General features: G+C 51.5%; 20 protein-coding genes. 14 read left to right on the forward strand and 6 right to left on the reverse strand.

Annotated features, from left to right (window positions below):
• The first annotated feature begins 19 nt into the window (after window positions 1–19).
• Window positions 20–1,474 (forward strand): NAD-dependent succinate-semialdehyde dehydrogenase, encoded by a 1,455-nt coding sequence (locus tag AM329_RS20760; RefSeq protein WP_003860422.1) that lies wholly within the window; start codon window positions 20–22, stop codon window positions 1,472–1,474.
• A 45-nt stretch (window positions 1,475–1,519) separates the two neighbouring features.
• Window positions 1,520–1,792 (forward strand): barstar family protein, encoded by a 273-nt coding sequence (locus tag AM329_RS20765; protein ID WP_003860424.1) that lies wholly within the window; start codon window positions 1,520–1,522, stop codon window positions 1,790–1,792.
• Between the two features lie 59 nt (window positions 1,793–1,851).
• On the opposite strand, the gene yhcN is transcribed toward AM329_RS20765, so the two are convergent.
• Together yhcN and argR are read right to left on the reverse strand one after the other, a co-directional pair.
• Window positions 1,852–2,115 (reverse strand): peroxide/acid stress response protein YhcN, encoded by a 264-nt coding sequence (gene yhcN / locus AM329_RS20770; RefSeq protein ID WP_003860426.1) that lies wholly within the window; start codon window positions 2,113–2,115, stop codon window positions 1,852–1,854.
• A 378-nt stretch (window positions 2,116–2,493) separates the two neighbouring features.
• The gene (gene argR / locus AM329_RS20775; RefSeq protein ID WP_003860428.1) at window positions 2,494–2,964 is read right to left on the reverse strand and encodes a transcriptional regulator ArgR; all 471 of its coding nucleotides are present in this window, start codon (window positions 2,962–2,964) and stop codon (window positions 2,494–2,496) included.
• A 397-nt stretch (window positions 2,965–3,361) separates the two neighbouring features.
• On the opposite strand from argR, the gene mdh reads away from it, so the two are divergent.
• Complete coding sequence (mdh, locus tag AM329_RS20780; protein ID WP_003860429.1) at window positions 3,362–4,300, forward strand: malate dehydrogenase; 939 nt, start codon at window positions 3,362–3,364, stop codon at window positions 4,298–4,300.
• 51 nt (window positions 4,301–4,351) lie between these two features.
• Here mdh and degS read toward each other — a convergent pair whose 3' ends face one another.
• The 3 genes from degS to zapG all read right to left on the reverse strand — a co-directional run bounded on the left by degS (window position 4,352) and on the right by zapG (window position 7,448).
• On the reverse strand, window positions 4,352–5,419 hold the full coding sequence (degS, locus tag AM329_RS20785) for an outer membrane-stress sensor serine endopeptidase DegS (RefSeq protein ID WP_003860430.1): 1,068 nt from the start codon (window positions 5,417–5,419) through the stop codon (window positions 4,352–4,354).
• 92 nt (window positions 5,420–5,511) lie between these two features.
• Window positions 5,512–6,879: a serine endoprotease DegQ gene (gene degQ, locus AM329_RS20790; RefSeq protein WP_032607999.1), complete on the reverse strand. Its 1,368-nt coding sequence runs from the start codon at window positions 6,877–6,879 to the stop codon at window positions 5,512–5,514.
• Window positions 6,880–7,049: 170 nt separating this feature from the next.
• Window positions 7,050–7,448 (reverse strand): Z-ring associated protein ZapG, encoded by a 399-nt coding sequence (gene zapG, locus AM329_RS20795; protein ID WP_003860432.1) that lies wholly within the window; start codon window positions 7,446–7,448, stop codon window positions 7,050–7,052.
• A gap of 189 nt (window positions 7,449–7,637) precedes the next feature.
• On the opposite strand from zapG, the gene zapE reads away from it, so the two are divergent.
• The 11 genes from zapE (at window position 7,638) to AM329_RS20855 (ending at window position 17,921) form a co-directional block, all read left to right on the forward strand.
• Entirely contained in the window at window positions 7,638–8,762 is a 1,125-nt protein-coding gene (gene zapE, locus AM329_RS20800) for a cell division protein ZapE (RefSeq protein ID WP_023314916.1), read from the forward strand.
• Window positions 8,763–9,054: 292 nt separating this feature from the next.
• Window positions 9,055–9,483 carry a 50S ribosomal protein L13 gene (gene rplM / locus AM329_RS20805; RefSeq protein WP_003860434.1) on the forward strand — a complete coding sequence of 143 codons (429 nt, stop codon included), beginning with the start codon at window positions 9,055–9,057 and terminating at the stop codon, window positions 9,481–9,483.
• A 15-nt stretch (window positions 9,484–9,498) separates the two neighbouring features.
• Window positions 9,499–9,891 (forward strand): 30S ribosomal protein S9, encoded by a 393-nt coding sequence (gene rpsI / locus AM329_RS20810; protein ID WP_003860436.1) that lies wholly within the window; start codon window positions 9,499–9,501, stop codon window positions 9,889–9,891.
• Between the two features lie 307 nt (window positions 9,892–10,198).
• Entirely contained in the window at window positions 10,199–10,837 is a 639-nt protein-coding gene (gene sspA / locus AM329_RS20820) for a stringent starvation protein SspA (RefSeq protein WP_003860438.1), read from the forward strand.
• A 5-nt stretch (window positions 10,838–10,842) separates the two neighbouring features.
• Entirely contained in the window at window positions 10,843–11,340 is a 498-nt protein-coding gene (gene sspB, locus AM329_RS20825; protein WP_003860440.1) for a ClpXP protease specificity-enhancing factor, read from the forward strand.
• 371 nt (window positions 11,341–11,711) lie between these two features.
• Window positions 11,712–12,389: a DUF1120 domain-containing protein gene (locus AM329_RS20830; RefSeq protein WP_023323800.1), complete on the forward strand. Its 678-nt coding sequence runs from the start codon at window positions 11,712–11,714 to the stop codon at window positions 12,387–12,389.
• Window positions 12,390–12,517: 128 nt separating this feature from the next.
• Window positions 12,518–13,222 carry a fimbria/pilus chaperone family protein gene (locus AM329_RS20835; RefSeq protein ID WP_023323799.1) on the forward strand — a complete coding sequence of 235 codons (705 nt, stop codon included), beginning with the start codon at window positions 12,518–12,520 and terminating at the stop codon, window positions 13,220–13,222.
• Window positions 13,223–13,236: 14 nt separating this feature from the next.
• On the forward strand, window positions 13,237–15,654 hold the full coding sequence (locus tag AM329_RS20840) for a fimbrial biogenesis outer membrane usher protein (protein WP_032607998.1): 2,418 nt from the start codon (window positions 13,237–13,239) through the stop codon (window positions 15,652–15,654).
• Window positions 15,651–16,217 (forward strand): outer membrane protein, encoded by a 567-nt coding sequence (locus AM329_RS20845; protein WP_023323797.1) that lies wholly within the window; start codon window positions 15,651–15,653, stop codon window positions 16,215–16,217. The genes AM329_RS20840 and AM329_RS20845 overlap by 4 nt, the downstream gene beginning before the upstream one ends.
• 168 nt (window positions 16,218–16,385) lie before the next feature.
• Window positions 16,386–17,051 (forward strand): DUF1120 domain-containing protein, encoded by a 666-nt coding sequence (locus tag AM329_RS20850; RefSeq protein WP_023323796.1) that lies wholly within the window; start codon window positions 16,386–16,388, stop codon window positions 17,049–17,051.
• Between the two features lie 198 nt (window positions 17,052–17,249).
• Window positions 17,250–17,921: a DUF1120 domain-containing protein gene (locus AM329_RS20855; protein WP_032607996.1), complete on the forward strand. Its 672-nt coding sequence runs from the start codon at window positions 17,250–17,252 to the stop codon at window positions 17,919–17,921.
• A gap of 56 nt (window positions 17,922–17,977) precedes the next feature.
• On the opposite strand, the gene gltD is transcribed toward AM329_RS20855, so the two are convergent.
• Window positions 17,978–19,396, reverse strand: a complete 1,419-nt coding sequence (gene gltD / locus AM329_RS20860) for a glutamate synthase subunit GltD (RefSeq protein ID WP_017382721.1) — start codon at window positions 19,394–19,396, stop codon at window positions 17,978–17,980.
• Window positions 19,397–19,400 lie beyond the last annotated feature (4 nt).

Raw genomic sequence — 19,400 nt, forward strand, 5'->3', positions numbered from 1 at the left:
ATTCAGGAAGGGAGGACACATGACAACCCAGGCTCTTCAGGACAGTATTCTTTTTCAGACCGGGTATCTGGTCAACGGTATCTGGAAAACACTCGACACCACGTTTGATGTGCTAAACCCGGCCACGGGCGAGGTCATTGCGAAAGTGGCGAAAGCAGGAAAAGCCGAAACCGAAGAGGCCATTGTGGCCGCGACGAAGGCCTTTCCCGCATGGCGCGCAAAAACGGCAAAAGAGCGTTCCGCGATCCTCTATCGCTGGTATGAACTGATTATCGAGAACAAAAGCTGGCTCGGGCGGCTGATGACTACCGAGCAGGGCAAGCCGCTGAAAGAGGCTGAAGGTGAGGTGGACTACGCTGCCAGCTTCATTCAGTGGTTTGCCGAGCAGGCCAAGCGCGCCAACGGTGAAATCATTCCTCCGGTTAAACCTGGCTCCCGTATTCTGGCCACTCGTGAACCTGTCGGGGTGGTTGCTGCTATCACGCCATGGAATTTCCCGATGGCTATGCTCACCCGTAAGCTCGGCCCGGCGCTGGCAGCAGGATGTACCGGCGTGATCAAACCTGCAAACAACACGCCGCTGAGCGCCTTTGCGCTGCTGACGCTGGCGAAGCAGGCCGGTGTGCCGGATGGTGTGCTGAATGCGGTCGCGGGGAGCACCTCAGAAATTAGCGACGCCATTATGGCCAGCCATGACGTGCGCAAAATCTCGTTTACGGGTTCAACCGCCGTCGGGAAAACGCTGGTTCGCAATTCCGCAGAGACCATGAAAAAGGTATCGATGGAGCTGGGCGGTAATGCGCCGTATATCGTTTTCGAGGACGCGGATATTGATGCCGCCGTCAAAGGCGCGATCGCCAATAAGTTCCGTAACGCCGGGCAGGTCTGCGTCAGCGTAAACCGTTTCTATATTCAGGAGACGGTCTATGACAAGTTCGTCAATCAACTTGCCGATGCGGTGAAGGCGCTGAAGGTGGGTAACGGTCTGGACGAGGGCGTCGTTGTCGGCCCGCTGATTGAGCCTTCGGCTGTCGAGAAAGTGCGTGAGCACGTCGAAGATGCGGTAGCGAAGGGCGCCACGGTGCTGGCTGGGGGTAAACCGCACGAACTTGGCGGCAACTTCTGGATGCCAACCGTACTCGGTGACTGCCATGAAGGCATGAAGCTGGCAGAAGAGGAGACCTTTGGTCCCGTAGCCGCCTGCTTCCGCTTCACGTCGGAAGACGAAGTGGTTATGCGCGCTAACAATACGCCTTACGGGCTGGCGGCCTACTTTTATACCCAGAATCTTTCGCGCGTGTTCCGCGTCTCACAGGCCATTGAGAGCGGCATGATCGGAATTAATGAATGTGCGGTCTCGACCGAACTGGGTCCGTTTGGGGGCGTAAAAGAGTCCGGGCTGGGCCGCGAGGGGTCCGTGCTGGGGCTGGAGGAGTTTCTGGAAGTTAAAACCCTGCATATCGGGGGATTATAATAGACAGGGCGGCATTTGCCGCCCGCCTGTACCGGGTGGCTGGCAATGAAAATTTATACCTTTGATTTTGACGAAATTGAGAGTCAGGAAGACTTCTATCGCGAGTTTATTCGGGCGTTCGACCTGGAGCGGGGCAGCGTAAGCAATCTTGATATGCTGTGGGATGTGGTTACCGGCGACAGGCTGCCGTTACCGCTGGAAATCGAATTTACCCATCTGCCTGAAAAACTGCGCAGACGCTTTGGCGCATTGATTTTATTGTTTGATGAAGCGGAGGAGGAGCTGGAAGGGCAACTGCGTTTCAACGTGCGCCAGTGATAAAAAAGCCCCTGACCGGGAGGTCAGGGGCAAGTCGTATGATGAGATACGACGAGGGTTTATTTGTACAGTTCTGCGGTAGCGTGCCAGTGGTCGCCACTGCGCGCTTCGATGATGCGATAAGATGACGCACCCTGTTCTTCCGCTTTTTTGTTCAGCATTTCGTGCATGTCCATCGGAGACGTACCGATGGCACCAACAGAAACAGTCCCGATAGCCTGACGGGATTGTGCCTGTTCGGCATTAATGGTGTCGGCTGCAAACGCACCGAATGACAGGACTGACAGTACGCTCAGGGTAGCTACAGTGGTTTTAATTTTCATGATTATTTACCTCGTCAATTATTTTACTGGGGTCTTTGTTCTGTGACCCTCATCACAAAATCAAGTATACACTAATCACGCTAAAAATTAATACCAGGCTAATGGTTTCCTCTGTTATTACGTGTTAAAAAAATCATTTTTTATAACGCGAATGCATAAAAAAGGACGCCACAATGCAAGGTTTATGGTTTTTTCTTTCCTAAATCAAAGGGATAGATCAATTTGATTTTTTGTGCGGTTTTGCGGCAGATCATTCACTGAATGAATGTTAACAGGCGGTAAAAAGCACTATTTGCAAAAACAGCAGGCAGAGAAAAGCAGGGTAAAACGCGGAAGCAGCAGAATGATCCCCGCAGTCAGGCGCTACGGGGCAGACAATTACAACTCCTGTTCGAACAGGACCAGAATCGCTTCGTAGAGGTCTTTCACCGAGAAACCATTTGCCGGGGTGGTAAAAATGGTGTCATCACCGGCGATGGTCCCGAGGATCCCCTCTGCTTTACCCAGCGAGTCCAGCAGGCGGGCAATCAGCTGGGCTGCGCCCGGGCTGGTGTGGATCACGACCACGGCATCGTTATAGTCGATGTCCAGAACCAGGTTTTTCAGCGGGCTGGAGGTCGTTGGCACGCCAAGTTCAGCAGGCAGGCAATAAACCATTTCCATTTTGGCGTTGCGCGTACGCACCGCTCCAAACTTGGTTAACATGCGAGAGACCTTCGACTGGTTGATGTTGTCGAAGCCTTGTTCCTGCAACGCCTGAACAATTTCTCCCTGAGAACTAAATTTCTCTTCTTTGAGTAGCGCTTTAAACGCCTTCACTAATTCTTCTTGCTTAGACGAGCTTCGCATAAGTCACCTGGAATATGACGATAGAAACAACATTATTATGCATGTGGATGAATTTTTATGCAAATTATCTACCTGACGCCAGGCTGAAATAATGTTATGAAAGGGAGAGATTTTATCAGATTTCGTTATCGGAAAACATGCCTGGGTCACGCCGCGCAAATAACCTTAAAAGTAAATTAAATGTTATCAAAATGATGTTGTTTTGGTGGCGTGGCAGGGTGTATTGTAACCCCCTCTTAATTCGTTGTTGCCTACAGCCCGATAGTATTCAGGTGAAGGTGAAAGACGTGCGACCTCAAATTCTTTAGCGATGAAAATTGTAATTAATGACGTGCTGAATTATGGTCGCCGCAACGGAGTTACAGATACTTAAGTTAACCATAATAAGGAGTTTAGGATGAAAGTCGCAGTCCTCGGCGCTGCTGGTGGTATCGGCCAGGCGCTTGCCCTACTACTGAAAACCCAACTGCCTTCAGGCTCAGAACTCTCCCTGTACGATATTGCTCCGGTAACCCCAGGTGTGGCGGTTGACCTGAGCCACATCCCGACAGCTGTGAAAATCAAAGGCTTCTCCGGTGAAGATGCGCGTCCTGCGTTGCAGGGTGCCGACGTGGTGCTGATCTCCGCGGGTGTTGCACGTAAACCGGGTATGGATCGTTCAGACCTGTTCAACGTCAACGCGGGCATCGTGAAAAACCTGGTTCAGCAGATCGCTGAAACCTGCCCGAAAGCGTGCATCGGTATCATCACCAACCCGGTGAACACCACCGTTGCCATCGCAGCAGAAGTACTGAAGAAAGCAGGCGTTTACGACAAGAACAAACTGTTCGGCGTAACTACGCTGGATATCATCCGCTCCAACACCTTCGTGGCTGAGCTGAAAGGCAAGCAGCCAACGGAAGTGGAAGTGCCGGTTATCGGCGGTCACTCTGGCGTGACCATCCTGCCTCTGCTGTCGCAGATCCCGGGCGTGAGCTTCACCGAGCAGGAAGTGGCTGACCTGACTAAACGCATTCAGAACGCAGGCACCGAAGTGGTGGAAGCGAAGGCGGGTGGCGGTTCTGCAACCCTGTCTATGGGTCAGGCGGCGGCACGTTTCGGCCTGTCTCTGGTTCGCGCGTTGCAGGGCGAAAAAGGCGTTGTTGAATGTGCCTATGTTGAAGGCGACGGTGAACACGCGCGCTTCTTCTCTCAGCCGCTGCTGCTGGGTAAAAACGGTGTTGAAGAGCGTAAGTCTATCGGCACGCTGAGCGCGTTTGAGCAAAACGCGATGGAAGGCATGCTGGATACGCTGAAGAAAGACATCACGCTGGGCGAAGAGTTCGTTAACAAGTGATCTTGTCCCGGTAAAAAAAACGGAGCGCTAAGCTCCGTTTTTTTATGCCCGTCAGTTAGTGGCCGGGTATTCCTGGATGGTGACCTGGATCGTCAGCTTCTTGTCATTACGCATGACTTCAACAGGGATGATGGAGCCCGGGCGAATCTCAGCCACCTGGTCCATGGTTTCCAGCGCAGAGACCGCTGGCGTACCGTTGACGGAAAGGATAACGTCGTTCACCTGGATACCTGCATTGGCCGCCGGGCCGCCAGGCGCCACTTCGTTGACCACAATCCCCTGGATCTGATCGATACCACCGCCCTGCGTATGCATCGGTGCGATTTCACGCCCACCAATACCGATGTAGCCACGGATCACGCGGCCATCGCGGATCAGCTTGTCCATGATCTTGGTCGCCAGCTGGAATGGAATGGCAAAGCCAATCCCTTCCGGTGTTTCGCCGTCGTTGCTCTTGTCGAAGGAGAGGGTGTTAATGCCCATCAGTTCGCCCAGAGAGTTCACCAGCGCACCGCCGGAGTTACCGTGGTTGATAGAGGCATCGGTTTGCAGGAAGTTCTGCCGCCCTGACGGGTTCAGGCCGATTCGACCGGTCGCGCTGATGATCCCCTGAGTGATGGTCTGGCCCAGGTTGTACGGGTTACCGATCGCCAGTACCACATCGCCGATATGCGGCGTTCGTTTGCGATTAATCGGGATAGTCGGCAGACCGCCGGTGGCGTTGATCTTCAGCACCGCCAGATCGGTCAGGCTGTCCGACCCCACCAGCAGGGCTTCAAACACGCGGCCATCCTGCAAGGCGACGATAATCTGGTCGGCATCGTTAATGACGTGTTTATTGGTGATGATGTAGCCCCGGTCATCCATGATCACACCGGAACCGAGCGTGCGGATCTCCAGCTGGTTATGAGCAGAACTGTTAAGCCCGCGGTTATAGACGTTAACCACGGCGGGGGCGGCACGGCGTACCGCCTGATTGTACGTCGCAGGCGTTTCATCCGTGCTGTCGAACTGAGGAGCCGACAGTTTGTTGAACTGGCGTAAAGATGGCATAGCCACCAGCAGCAGACCGGCAACGATCAAACCAATGACAATTGAACGAAAGAGCTTTAAAAGCATGATGCGTGTGTCGTTAAAAAAGGAACGGTTTGCAGCATAACATGAGTTATCCGGACATCACACGCAGCGGCGATGCCCGGAGTCGCAAATGGTTAACGCAGTAAAATGTAGAGGGTATCGTTGCCACGGATAATTTGCAGGGCAATGACCGCCGGTTTACTCTCCAGCACCTTACGCATTTCGGCAATAGACTGCACGCGAGTACGGTTCACGCCCACGATCGCGTCGTCCTGATGCAAACCTGCCTGCGCGGCCGGGCTGCTCTTCTCAACGGTAGTGACAGAAATGCCTTTCGTGCCGTTTTTAAGCTGACCATCGCTCAGCGTAGCGCCCTGTAGAGCCGGGGAGATCTGTTCTGCGCTGGCGGAAGAGGAGGTGCTCTTGTCCAGCGTCACTTCCACGGTCAGCGGTTTGCCCTCGCGGATCAGGCCCAGCTTCACTTTAGCGCCAGGCTCCGTGGTGGCAATACGCGAACGTAATTCAGCGAAGCTGCTCAGCGGTTTATCGTTCAGGCTGACAATAACGTCACCGGATTTCACGCCCGCTTTCGCAGAGCCTGAGTTGGGCAACACTTCGCTGACAAACGCCCCGCGCTGGACGTTGAGCTTAAAAGCTTTGGCGATATCGGCGCTCATCTCCATGCCTTTGATGCCCAGCAGACCGCGCTTAACCTCGCCAAACTGAATCAGCTGTTGAGACAGAGTTTTCGCCATGTTGCTCGGAATGGCAAAACCAATCCCGATGCTGCCGCCGCCTGGCGCGAGGATAGCGGTGTTGATGCCGATCAGCTCACCGTTCAGATTAAGCAGCGCACCGCCGGAGTTGCCCCGGTTGATGGAGGCATCGGTCTGGATGAAATTTTCCAGCCCTTCGAGATTCAGGCCGCTGCGCCCCAGAGCGGAGACAATTCCGGAGGTGGCGGTCTGGCCTAAGCCGAACGGGTTACCGACCGCGACAGCAAAATCACCGACGCGCAGCTTATCGGAATCAGCAATGGCGATCTGGGTCAGGTTGCTGGGGTTTTGTACCTGTAGCAGGGCGATATCACTCTGATCGTCACCGCCGATCAGTTTGGCGTCAAACTCCCGGCCATCGTTCAGCTGAACGCTGATTTTATCGGCCTGGCTGATCACGTGGTTATTGGTCAGGATATAGCCCTTAGCCGCGTCGATAATCACCCCTGAGCCCAGACCTTCAAACGGCTGAGCCTGCTGATCCGGCGCGTCTTCGCCAAAATATTTCTTCAGCTCTTCGGGAATACGCTGGCTTTGGCGTGCCGTCCCTTCCACCTGAACGCTGACTACCGCAGGCAGGACTTTTTCAAGCATCGGCGCAAGGCTGGGAATGGCTTCTTGTCCAGGCACCTGCGAAGGCAGTGCCGCACTGACGGGGAAGGACGCCGAGAGAGATAACCCGACACTTAACGCTAAGGCGCTCAACAGCTGGTTTTTTTTCTTCATCGATGCTGACTCTCGTATCCTGGAATGAAAAAGAACGGCCCCAAAAACATCTTGATGTTATTGAATTTTCAACCGCTGAACAATGAGGTGTTTGACTAAATAATAGCTGGGGACGGGAAGAAAGGACGGGCGCATAAGGTGCGCCCGTAAAATTTATTCAGGTTGTGCGATTAATCGCGTTTTACGCCACCGCGCAGCAGGCCGGACGCGCCGTCTGAATAGTCGCGTGGCATCTGAACCGGTGCCTGATCGTTACCGGCTTCAGAGTCCGCCAGACGATTGCGGAAGGGGTTGGTCTCCGCGGTCATTTCCGGCAGCAGGCTGCTGGAGCTTTTCGCCATGTGCTGGTAGAGCTGGCGATAATCTGTCGCCATGTTGTCCAGCAGCTCAGCGCTACGGGCAAAGTGGCTGACCAGCTCTTCGCGATATTCTTCCAGTTCGGCTTTGTTCTTTTCCAGTTCGTATTGCAGTGACTGCTGCTGACGCAATTTGCGGTTACCGAAACGCATGGCCACAGCACCAATGATGATGCCGACGACTAAACCGATTAGCGCATATTCCCAGGTCATGAACTTCTCCCGTTGTCTTGTTGTTCCGTAGGGTGTTGGCTCGGCTCCTGCCTGTGCCTGATTATGCCACTATAACCGCTATTTCCGCAGAAGTGGAATCCTGACGTATCATCGCGTAGTGTAGAACGGCCTTTTTTTCATCAGCCACGCGCGCTGGTGAGGTTTAACTAAAGGAATAACAACAACATCATGCAAAACCTGTCCCCTTCATCGCGTTACCAACTGGCCCTGAGCGAGGGCACACACCAGCCGGATGATGTCCAGCGTGAAGCGGTTAACCGCCTGGACACGATTTATCAGGAAATTCTGGCGAAACCCGCCGATGCGGTGCAGAGCAGTGGGCTGAAGGCGGCATTCGGCCGTTTACTGGGCAAAAAAGAGCCCACGGTAAACGCACCGGTTCGTGGATTATATATGTGGGGTGGCGTTGGGCGGGGTAAGACCTGGCTGATGGACATGTTCTACCAGAGCCTGCCCGGCACGCGTAAGCAGCGTCTGCACTTTCACCGTTTTATGCTGCGGGTCCATGAAGAGCTGACGGCGCTCCAGGGCGAAACCGACCCGCTGGAGATTGTGGCCGATCGCTTCAAGGCGGAAACGGACGTGCTCTGCTTCGACGAGTTCTTTGTTTCCGATATTACGGATGCCATGCTGCTGGGGGGCCTCATGAAAGCGCTGTTTGCGCGTGGGATCACCCTGGTGGCGACCTCAAATATCCCGCCGGATGAGCTTTATCGCAATGGTCTTCAGCGGGCGCGTTTCCTGCCAGCCATAGATGCCATTAAGCAGCACTGCGACATCATGAATGTCGATGCCGGCGTCGATTATCGTCTGCGCACATTAACGCAGGCGCACCTGTGGCTTTCACCGCTGAACGCCGACACAGCCAGCGAGATGGATAAACTCTGGCTGGCGCTGGCAGGGGCACCGCGGGATAACGCGCCAGCGCTGGAGATTAATCATCGCCCGTTGTCGACGCTTGGCGTAGAGAACCAGACGCTGGCCGTCTCGTTTGCAACGCTCTGCGTGGACGCCCGCAGCCAGCATGACTACATTGCGCTTTCACGTCTGTTCCATACCGTTATGTTGTGGGATGTGCCCGTTATGACCCCACTCATGGAGAGCGAAGCGCGCCGCTTCATCGCGCTGGTAGATGAGTTTTACGAGCGCCACGTTAAGCTGGTGGTCAGCGCCGAGGTGCCTTTATATGAGATCTATCAGGGCGAGCGCCTGAAGTTTGAGTTCCAGCGCTGCCTGTCGCGCCTGCAAGAGATGCAGAGCGAAGAGTACCTCAAGCGTGAGCATATGCCGTAATAAATGCGCCCCTCTCCCCGTGGGAGAGGGGCTGGGGGTGAGGGCACCAGACCGCACAGTACGCAACCCCGAAAAACCCATTCCAAATCACATTTAAGGGTCGATCTTTGACCTCAACTTCTCTATAATCTTGCGACCCCACGTTACGAGAAGGTTTTTTTCCCGAAACTTTCTATGTGTCGGCATGTGCTATTCGAAGGGGTAGGTTTGCCGGACTTTGTCGTGTGAACCTCAACTGACTAAACGTTTGGGTGTTCACCAACGTGTAACTTATTATTTGGGTAAGCTTTTAATGAAAACTTTTACAGCTAAACCAGAAACCGTACAGCGCGACTGGTATGTTGTTGACGCGACCGGTAAAACTCTGGGCCGTCTGGCTACTGAACTGGCTCGTCGCCTGCGCGGTAAGCATAAAGCGGAATACACTCCGCACGTTGATACCGGTGATTACATCATCGTTCTGAACGCTGACAAAGTTGCTGTTACCGGCAACAAGCGTACTGACAAAATGTACTACCACCACACCGGCCACATCGGTGGTATCAAAGAAGCGACCTTTGAAGAGATGATTGCCCGCCGTCCTGAGCGTGTGATTGAAATCGCGGTTAAAGGCATGCTGCCAAAAGGCCCGCTGGGTCGTGCTATGTTCCGTAAACTGAAAGTTTACGCAGGCAACGAGCACAACCACGCGGCACAGCAACCGCAAGTTCTTGACATCTAATCGGGATTATAGGCAATGGCTGAAAATCAATACTACGGCACTGGTCGCCGCAAAAGTTCCGCAGCTCGCGTTTTCATCAAACCGGGCAGTGGTAAAATCGTAATCAACCAGCGTTCTCTGGAACAATACTTCGGTCGCGAAACTGCCCGCATGGTAGTTCGCCAGCCGCTGGAACTGGTTGATATGGTAGAAAAACTGGATCTGTACATCACCGTTAAAGGTGGTGGTATCTCCGGTCAGGCAGGTGCGATCCGTCACGGTATCACCCGCGCTCTGATGGAGTACGACGAATCCCTGCGTTCTGAACTGCGTAAAGCTGGCTTCGTTACTCGTGACGCGCGTCAGGTTGAACGTAAGAAAGTGGGTCTGCGTAAAGCACGTCGTCGTCCACAGTTCTCAAAACGTTAATCCATTCTGCTTACGCAGAACGATTGGCGAAAAACCCGCTTCGGCGGGTTTTTTTATGGATAATACGCAGGTTATCCACAGTAACATTTCATATATCTTCTCTTTTTCCACATTTCCGGAATCCCCTCACCACAAAGCCATCAAAATCTGGTAAACTATCATCCAATTTTCTGCCCAAATATCGGTGAATACTCGATTTTTGTTCGATTCTTGAACAATGTGTCTTCTCTGGGATGGGCGATACATCATCTGGCTGGCCCCGTTGGGCTGGTAGCAGTAAAAATTCTGAATATACCTGGAGGTTTTCATGGCTGTCGCTGCCAACAAACGTTCGGTAATGACGCTGTTTTCTGGTCCTACTGACATTTATAGCCATCAGGTTCGTATCGTGCTGGCCGAGAAGGGTGTCAGTTTTGAGATCGAGCATGTGGAAAAGGATAACCCGCCTCAGGATCTGATCGATCTCAACCCGAGCCAAAGCGTACCGACGCTGGTGGATCGCGAGCTGACCCTGTGGGAATCCCGTATCATTATGGAATACCTGGATGAGCGTTTCCCGCATCCGCCGCTGATGCCTGTTTATCCTGTTGCGCGTGGTGAAAGCCGCCTGTACATGCAGCGTATCGAGAAAGACTGGTACTCGCTGATGAACGTTATTGTCAACGGTTCCTCTTCTGAAGCGGATGCTGCACGTAAACAGCTGCGTGAAGAGCTGCTGGCGATTGCGCCGGTATTTGGTCAAAAGCCTTTCTTCTTGAGCGACGAGTTCAGCCTGGTAGATTGCTACCTGGCTCCGCTGCTGTGGCGTCTGCCAACCCTGGGCGTAGAGTTCAGCGGTCCTGGCGCGAAAGAGCTGAAAGGCTACATGACTCGCGTCTTTGAACGCGACTCTTTCCTGGCATCCTTAACTGAACCGGAACGTGAAATGCGTCTCGGCCGAGGCTAATGACTGTGGAAATGTCACAACTTTCACCACGCCGTCCGTATCTGCTGCGCGCCTTCTATGAATGGCTGCTGGATAACCAGCTCACGCCGCACCTGGTTGTGGATGTGACGTTGCCGGGCGTGCTGGTTCCAATGGAATACGCGCGCGACGGACAGATTGTACTGAATATTGCGCCACGCGCAGTGGGTAACCTGGAGCTGGCGAACGACGAAGTGCGCTTTAATGCGCGCTTCGGCGGCGTGCCGCGTCAGGTTTCCGTGCCGCTGGCAGCTGTGCTGGCTATCTACGCCCGTGAAAACGGTGCGGGCACAATGTTTGAGCCGGAAGCAGCTTATGATGAAGAGGTTGCGAGCCTGAACGATGAAGAGGGCGGCGTTGGGACCGAGAGCGAAACGGTGATGTCTGTGATTGATGGTGATAAGCCCGATCGCGAAGATGATAACGATCCTGATGACGATCCGCCGCCGCGCGGAGGACGTCCGGCATTACGCGTTGTAAAATAACGCTAACTCAATTTTAATCTTAACGGTCAGGTTTATGCCTGGCCGTTTTTTTTTGGAGAAAATTATATATTTTTTAAATTGATCGAAAAATAAGAATATGAGACTGCATTTTTCGTTTTTTTTTATCTCGAGAAGAATGGTTACAATAATAAACGCAATGAATAATTTAAGCGGGTAGCCTTGCGTAATACCCGATTTAATAATTCATGATTATTATATCAGAGAAACTAAAAGTATAAATTAAATTTGCTAAATTGCATATATTTATAAAAATAATATTATAAAGTTCCCCAGTGACAGCTCATATTGCAAAAATAGTTTTGTACCTGATGGAAACCTATTTTTAATTATCATATGTTAAGGATTAACGAATGAAAAAAGTTCTTATTGCCACCGCACTGTCTCTTTGCGTCGCTTCCGCATTTGCTGCTGATACCGCAGTATTGCAGGTAAAAGGTAAGCTGACAAATGCTGCCTGTACTCCAGAATTAAGTAAAGGTGGTGTAGTAGATTACGGTACTATTCACCTTGGTTCATTGTCTGCCAGCGCAGTAAACCAGTTAGGTCAGAATAATATCGATCTAACCATCACTTGTTCTGCTGCGACGAAAGTTTCGTGGACTATGGTTGACGATCGTGCAGAGACGAATGCGGGTTTAACCGTTAATAACGCAATGTTTACCGGTGCAAGCCTATCCAATTCTAGTCAGACCTACGGTGTAGGTAAAACAACGGGCGGCGTGAACATCGGCAGCTATGCAATGTTTGTTAAGGTTGATAGCGTAACCGCTGACGGGGCGACAGTTGATCCTATTTACACTCAGAATGGTGATACCTCCAAGTGGACCACGAGCACGAATGGTTCTAGTCAGGCTCAAAACATCCGTGAGTTTACTGTTGCAAAATCTGGCGAAAAAGTTCCATTGGCATTCCTGAGTGCAACATTCCCGCTGGTGACATCACTGGCTATTCAGGATACTACCACGCTGGCCATTACCGACGATACCACACTTGATGGTCAGCTGACTATCAGCCTGAAATATTTATAATATTTTAAAAGTTATAATATTTTAAAATCGGTATATTAATTAAAAAGGGAATAAACATATCTTGTTTATTCCTTTCTAACTACACGTGAACATGGAATGTTGTGTTGTGGATTAAAGGAGTGATAATTATGTCTTGTTTAAAGAAAACCTTACTGAAGTCCGTTATTGCTGCCGCTCTGTTTTCAGCTCAATTCTCGACGTATGCAGCAGGAATGGTTCCTGAAACCAGTTTACTGGTAATTGATGAGGCAACGCACAGCGGTACGATCAACGTCAAAAATACGGACAGCTTTCCGGCTCTGCTATATACCAATGTCCTTGATTTACCGGACGATCAGGGTTTAAAACTGATTTCCACCCAACCAGTGGTACGTCTGGAGCCTGGCCAGACCCAGCAGCTTCGTTTTATTTTACAAAATAAAGAACCGCTGGAGGCTGAGCACTATAAACGTGTGACGTTCGAGGGTATTCCGCCGAAAAGCGATAACAAGAACATTAAGATCGGATTTAATCTTCGTCAGGATTTGCCTGTGCTTATCCGTCCGGCGAAACTGGCGGTTGTTACCGATGCATGGAAGTACCTGGAATGGAACGCAACGGGTACAACGCTTACGGTGAAAAACCCCAGCAAATACGTTGTGCGTTTGGCACAAAACGTTATGACTCAGCCATCTGGCACCGCAGGCACGCTGCCTAAAACGTATATTTTACCAGGCCAAAGTATGACCGCAACGCTGAAGAAAACGGTGAGCGGCGATAATAAAGTGAAATTTTTCCCGGCCAGTCGCTACGGTGTGGAAGTACCGAGCTTTGTTTCAGAATTAAATAAATAACACTCAATAGGGATATGACGGTGTGTAAAAAAAGCCGCCTTGCACTTTGTGTCCGCGCTATTCTTTGCGGCACATTACCTCTGGTAGTCCTCGCGTCACCCTCTTTGTATGCGAGGGAAGTGACGTTTGATACGGGCATTATTCAGTCACGTGGATTAAGCCCCGATTTAAACCATTACTTTGCACAAGCGCCACGATTCTTACCCGGCACACACTCTGTACAGGTTAAAGTGAATGGGAAAGATCGCGGTACGGCCGCTGCACGTTTTAATGAAGACGGCGAGCTCTGTATTGATAAAGATTTTCTGGATTTTGCCGGGATTATGCCTGTCCCGCTCAAGGCTGGCGAAGCGTGCCATGATATCCGCAGCGATTATGCGCAGGCGGTTGTCAACGCATTACCAAACCAGGACGCGGTAGAGCTTTATTTACCCCAGGAGGCAATTAACAGTTTAACCTCCAATATTAAACACTTTCAGCAAGGTGGCACGGCGGGGTTACTGAACTACTCATTATTCAGTACCCGTAACGAATATGGCGACAGCGATAACAGCCGCTATTCGCAGGCTAGCCTGGAGGCTGGCTTTAATACGATGGACTGGTCTGTGCGCAGCCGTTATATCCTGACGGATGATGATGGCGATAAAAATGCGGAAAGCATTTACACCTACGCGGAGCATGTATTTGTTCCCCAGCGCCTGACCATGCAGGTGGGTGAAATTAACGCCATGTCCGGTGTATTAAGCGGCGTGCCGATTACGGGGGTGCAGCTCATGCCCACCAACGGCCTGGAAAGGGACGGGACTGGCGTAAGCGTATCGGGTATCGCCCGTTCCTCGCAGGCGCGCGTTGAGGTGCGCCAGAGTGGTCGTCTCGTCTACAGTACGTTAGTGCCGGCGGGTCCGTTTACCCTGGACGATGTGCCAGTTGTCAGAAATAACGTCGATCTCGACGTGACTGTCGTGGAATCAGATGGCTCTTCAAGCCACTTCATTGTGCCTGCTTCCGCAGTCAGAACCCGCAAGCTGGGGCGTCCGCAGGGATTGACCATGTCTGTGGGCCAGGTACGGAGTATGGACAGCGATTATAGCGATCCGCTGGTCGCGAACGTCTCTGACGGCTGGCGTATCACACCATGGATGAACGCACTGGCATCCGGCGCAGTGGCAGAAAAGTATCAGGCTGCGGGCGGCAGCGCGGAGTTTATGCTCTCTGATATATGGGGCATCACGACTACCGCTGCGGCAAGTAAAGAGCAGTTTGGCGACAGTAATAGCGGGCTCAAAACCGAGCTGCAAAGCGATTTAACGCTGGGTGAACACGTGAGCCTTTCCGCCAGCGCAACGCATTTTAGCAGCGGTTACCGCGAGCTTGCCGATGCGCTGGATGATGAATTTCAGCCTAATGATAATACTTACAGCGGCAACGTAAGTTTTGCGACAGGGATTGCGGGTACGTTTAGCGCAGGGTTTAACTACAACCAGAGCGCAAACTACGAGGACAGCCGCTACCTGCTGCTGTCGTGGGGTAAAACCTTTAAATATGCCAGCATCACCGTGAACTGGCAGAGCGCCGTCGGAAATACTGATGACGAGCAGGATGACGATATGCTCTACGTCAACCTGAGCATTCCACTCGGCGGCTCGCAAAGCCTGAGCAGCTATATGCGCAAGCAGGGTGACAGAACCACCTATGGTGTCGCGAACAGCGGCGCCATTGGCGATAACACCAATTATTATATCTCTGCGGATCGTGATAACGATGACAATGAGAATAGCTTTAACGGCAATATCAACACTAACCTGCACTATACCCAGTTGAGCGTTGGTGGGGGCAGCAGCGGTAGTAACCAGCGCAACTATAGCGCAACGCTGACGGGCGGTATTGCAATGCATAAAGATGGTGTGACCTTCTCGCCGTACGCTATTAAAGATACGTTCGCCATCGCTAAGCTGAACGAGCCGAAGAGTGGTGTAGAGATTTCAACGCCGCAGGGCACCATCTGGACCGACCATTGGGGACAGGCTGTGGTACCGGGGCTGAATGAGTGGCGTAACTCCCGTATTGAAATTGATGCCAATAAGCTTCCGCCAAGCATGACGCTGGCGAACGGCATTAAATACGTTGCGGCAGGGCATGCTTCCGTCAGTGAAGTCAGCTTTAAAATTCTGAATAGCCGTCGCGTGATGCTGCGGGTGAAGAGAGCGGATGGTACACCACTGGCGAAGGGGTTATCCATTGTTGATGAGAAGGGCAATTATATCGTCACCAGCGTGGATGACGGCCATGTGTTTATCAATGATGCCGATCAGCTGAAAGGGCTGTATGCCATGGATGACAATAACAATCGGCTTTGTCAGATTCACTATACCTTAAGTGATAAAAAAGATGACGAAGCGTTCTATGAGGAAGTAAACGGAGTATGCCAATGAAGACTCAGCGCGTAATCAAAGTAGCGACGTTTCTGGCGTTTTGTTTACCCGGTTTGACGCTTGCCGAAGATTGTCAGATCACGCTTTCTCAGCCCATAGTAGATTATAAACAGCTCAAGCGTGACGATATTGTTACGTCTCAGCAAAGCTGGCATAAATTGCCGGAACGGGAAGTTACCGTGAATGTGTTTTGTCCAGACAAACAGAAGCTGGCAGTGCTTTTACAGGGTAATGCTGGAGAGAAAGGTCGCTTCCGTTTTGGTCAGAATGGCGGTGTCGCAGTTAAAATTGATGATATGAATGTTGATGGCAAAAGCTATACCGTGGGTAAAACGGTTGATCAGCTTAACTTTACGCCGGAAAGCGGGTCGCCTTCGCCATTCTATTTAAGAAATAATGAAGCCGTCGTCGCGGTTGAAAATAACCAGGCCGTTACGGGCCAGCAGATGACATTTACAGCTACGATATTCCCTGTGCTTAATGAAAGTGCATTCAGTAATAATGCCGATCAAACAACGCTGGAAAGCGATTTAAGCTGGAAAATATTGCAAAATAATCCATAGGCAATGTGGTGATGATATCGTAATAACGTTATCTTTAAGCGTTGCAGGATTGTTTTATCACGAATGGTAAGCCATTCAATTAGTAAGTGCGGAATATACAACCCATTCTTTACATGAATAAAAGATTGGGTTGGGTTTCCGTGAATCAATAATGTTAAGGATTAACAAATGAAAAAAGTTCTTCTCGCTACCGCGTTGTCTCTATGTGTCGCTTCCGCATTTGCTGCTGATACCGCAGTATTGCAGGTAAAAGGTAAGCTGACAAATGCCGCTTGTACTCCTCAGTTAAGTAACGGCGGTGTCGTAGATTATGGCACTATCCATTTGGGTGAGCTCTCTGCAACAGCTGTTAACCAGTTAGGTGACAAAGATATTAACCTGACGATTACATGCGGTGCGCCTACTCAGGTTGGTTGGGTTGTGAATGACGATCGCGAGTCAAGTAAGGCTGGTATTAATGTCGATTTCAACGGCACAATGCAAAACATTTCTTACTATCAGTATGGCGTAGGTAAAACCACAGGTGGTGTGAATATTGGTAACTATATGCTTTTCATCAAAAATAAGAAAGTCACCATTGATGGGCAAGAGGGCGACGAAATTTTTTCAAACGTCGACTGGAATGGCTCTAAATGGGAATCAGGCGGTGCGGTTCGCAGCGACGGTATCTCCATTATCAGTGCCGCAACCACAGGCACAACGACCCCTGTTGCATTTACCACTGCGGTTTTCCCACTGGTTACCTCTCTGGCTATTCAGGGGACCGATACGCTGGCGATTACTGACGATACATCTTTAGATGGTCAGGCAACAATTACCCTGAAATACCTTTAAGTTATTTGGGTATTAATATCCCGCTCTGTCGTTGTGTAAGGCTATATTAGCATTTACGCTTACAGCGGATTATTTAGGTTTGAATATGTAGAGGGAGTAACTTCCCTCTTTGTTTAGAAAATTCTGTTTTTAATAGCGAGAGTAGCCCACTTTATTAAAAGCAGAAAGAACATTTACATTAACGTTAAGAATTAACAAATGAAAAAAGTTGTATTGGCTTCTATGCTTGTCATGTTTGTATCTTCTGCCTTTGCCGCAGACACCGCCGTACTGAAAGTCACAGGCGTTCTGACAAATAGCAGTTGCACCCCTGAAATCAGCGGCGGTGGCGTGGTAGATTACGGTACGATCCACCTGTCAGCCCTGAACACCACTGCTATTAACCAGCTGGGCCAGAAAGATTTCTCTCTTTCTATTACCTGCCCTGCGCTGACCAAAGCGGGCTTTAGCGTTTCTGACGACCGTACTGGTACTGCGCCAAACATTATGGTTAAAGATGGTGCGGGTAACGGTAACGATATTATTCAGCCGCTCAATATGTTTGGTCTGAATAAGACCGCAGGAAACGTTAACATCGGTAACTACACCATTTTCGTGAAAAACGACACAATTACTGCTGATGGTGCCACTGTTGGGGCGATCTACAGCGCAGACAACGGCACCAGCTGGTCTGATAACGGCACACTGATGGTTAATGACGGTAGCCAGATTGTATCCGTTGCTACAGTTGGCAGCACCGCTCCAGTTGCGTTTAAAAACCTGGTCATTCCGATGGCGGTTTCTGCTGCGATTCAGGATACCAATACGCTGGCTATTACTGATGATACCAACATGGATGGTCAGGCAACGTTTACCATCAAGTATCTGTAATATTCAGAAACTGGCAGAATATAAAAATAACGCCCGGCATTGCCGGGCATTATTATTTACACTTCGAGGAAGTTCATGATCCCATCAGCCGCTTTACGGCCTTCGGCAATCGCCGTGACCACCAGGTCAGAGCCACGAACGATGTCGCCACCGGCGAAAATTTTCGGGTTGCTGGTCTGGAACGCGTTGTCGCTGCCTTCTGGCGCAATGATGCGGCCCTGAGAGTCCAGCTCTACGCTGTGCTTCGCCAGCCACTCCATGCTGTGAGGACGGAAACCAAACGCCATCACCACGGCGTCAGCCGGGATCACGTGTTCAGAACCGGCCACGATCTCTGCGCGACGACGGCCTTTCGCATCTGGCGCACCCATCTCCGTGCGCGCCATCTTCACGCCGCTCACTTTACCGTTGGCATTCACTTCAATACCCAGAGGCTGAATGTTGAACTGGAACTCGACGCCCTCTTCACGCGCGTTTTTCACTTCGCGTTTAGAACCCGGCATGTTCTCTTCGTCACGACGGTAGGCACAGATGACATGCGCCGCATTCTGACGAATGGAGGTACGCACGCAGTCCATCGCGGTATCACCGCCGCCCAGCACCACCACGCGTTTGCCTTCCATACTGACGAACGGCTCATCGGCGGTCTCGCCGTAGCCCATTAGCTGTTTGGTATTCGCAATCAGGAACGGCAGCGCGTCGTACACGCCTGGCGCATCTTCGTTCTCCAGACCACCGCGCATGGACTGATAGGTTCCCACGCCCAGGAACACGGCGTCGTAATCTTTCAGCAGGTCGTCGAGCTGTACGTCGCGGCCCACTTCGGTGTTGAGTTTGAACTCAATGCCCATGCCGGTGAAGATTTCGCGGCGGCGGGTCATGACCTCTTTCTCCAGCTTGAAGGCCGGGATACCGAAGGTCAGCAGGCCGCCAATCTCTGGGTGGCGATCGAAGACCACCGCCTTCACGCCGTTACGGGTCAGCACGTCCGCACAGGCCAGGCCTGCCGGGCCCGCGCCGATAATCGCCACGCGCTTGTCGGTTTGACGCACACCGGTCATATCCGGACGCCAGCCCATCTCGAACGCTTTATCGTTGATATAGCGTTCGATGTTGCCGATGGTCACCGCGCCAAACTCGTCGTTCAGCGTACAGGATCCTTCACACAGACGATCCTGAGGGCACACGCGGCCGCACACTTCCGGCAGGGTGTTGGTCTGATGAGACAGCTCGGCGGCTTCAAAAATACGCCCTTCGTTGGCCAGCTTCAGCCAGTTCGGGATGTAGTTATGGACCGGACACTTCCATTCGCAGTAAGGGTTACCGCAGGACAGGCAGCGGTCTGCCTGTGCTTTGGCCTGGCCTTCTGAAAACGGCTCATAGATTTCAACAAATTCAATTTTACGGATCTTCAGCGGTTTCTTTGGCGGATCAACACGCTGAAGGTCGATAAACTGGTAAACGTTCTGGCTCATCTGA

The sequence above is a fragment of the Enterobacter cloacae complex sp. AR_0002 genome (genome assembly GCF_001922365.1).
Taxonomy (GTDB): Bacteria; Pseudomonadota; Gammaproteobacteria; order Enterobacterales; family Enterobacteriaceae; genus Enterobacter; species Enterobacter hormaechei_C.